The organism is Exiguobacterium sp. s101, from assembly GCF_018617835.1.
Classification (GTDB): Bacteria; Bacillota; Bacilli; order Exiguobacteriales; family Exiguobacteriaceae; genus Exiguobacterium; species Exiguobacterium marinum.
Genome location: NZ_JACSKX010000035.1, coordinates 1 through 901 on the forward strand (window position 1 = coordinate 1; position 901 = coordinate 901).

The 901-nt window shown below is 48.8% G+C and carries 8 tRNA genes and 1 rRNA gene; all 9 read right to left on the minus strand.

From position 1 onward, the window contains the following. Position 1: 1 nt before the first annotated feature. Positions 2-89: transfer RNA gene (locus tag KNO76_RS13815), tRNA-Leu, on the minus strand. 9 nt (positions 90-98) lie between these two features. Beyond that, a tRNA-Gly gene (locus KNO76_RS13820) sits at positions 99-173 on the minus strand. A gap of 15 nt (positions 174-188) precedes the next feature. Then, positions 189-269: transfer RNA gene (locus KNO76_RS13825), tRNA-Leu, on the minus strand. 38 nt (positions 270-307) lie between these two features. Next, a tRNA-Lys gene (locus tag KNO76_RS13830) sits at positions 308-383 on the minus strand. Between the two features lie 13 nt (positions 384-396). Continuing rightward, positions 397-472: transfer RNA gene (locus KNO76_RS13835), tRNA-His, on the minus strand. 10 nt (positions 473-482) lie between these two features. Then, a tRNA-Thr gene (locus tag KNO76_RS13840) sits at positions 483-558 on the minus strand. A gap of 8 nt (positions 559-566) precedes the next feature. Next, positions 567-642, minus strand: a tRNA-Phe gene (locus KNO76_RS13845). A gap of 19 nt (positions 643-661) precedes the next feature. Beyond that, a tRNA-Asp gene (locus tag KNO76_RS13850) sits at positions 662-737 on the minus strand. A gap of 75 nt (positions 738-812) precedes the next feature. Further along, a 5S ribosomal RNA gene (gene rrf, locus KNO76_RS13855) occupies positions 813-901 on the minus strand; the annotation flags it as partial.

Sequence of the window (901 nt, forward strand, 5' to 3'; positions counted from 1 at the left end):
ATGGTGCGGTCGAGAGGACTTGAACCTCCACGGTGTTAACCACCACTAGGCCCTCAACCTAGCGCGTCTACCGATTCCGCCACGACCGCGTATTAAGATGGAGCGGAAGACGGGATTCGAACCCGCGACCCCGACCTTGGCAAGGTCGTATTCTACCACTGAACTACTTCCGCATAAGTATTTAGAGATGCGGGTGAAGGGACTCGAACCCCCACGTCAAAGACACTAGATCCTAAGTCTAGCGCGTCTACCAATTCCGCCACACCCGCATGTGAAATTACGTATTGAATAAAAAATTAATGAGAAATGGTGAGCCATGCAGGGCTCGAACCTGCGACCCTCTGATTAAAAGTCAGATGCTCTACCAACTGAGCTAATGGCTCATTAAAATTTTAATGGGGCGGCTGAAGGGAATTGAACCCTCGAATGCCGGAATCACAATCCGGTGCGTTAACCACTTCGCCACAACCGCCATGAAAAAATGGTGCCGGCGAAAGGATTCGAACCCTCGACCCTCTGATTACAAGTCAGATGCTCTACCAACTGAGCTACACCGGCGTGTTATATGGTGGCTTTGGACGGAATCGAACCGCCGACACAAGGATTTTCAGTCCTTTGCTCTACCAACTGAGCTACAAAGCCATACGTATTAAATTAAAAATGGCGGTCTCGACGGGATTCGAACCCGCGATCTTCTGCGTGACAGGCAGACATGTTAACCCCTACACCACGAGACCTTTTTAAGTCATATCGACTTTACCTATTTTAAAGGTCATATTATGTAAAGTCAATAACTTTTTTAAAAAAATAAAGCCTGGCAACGTCCTATCCTCACAGGGGGAGATCCCCCAACTACTTTCGGCGCTGAGACGCTTAACTTCCGTGTTCGGCATGGGAACGG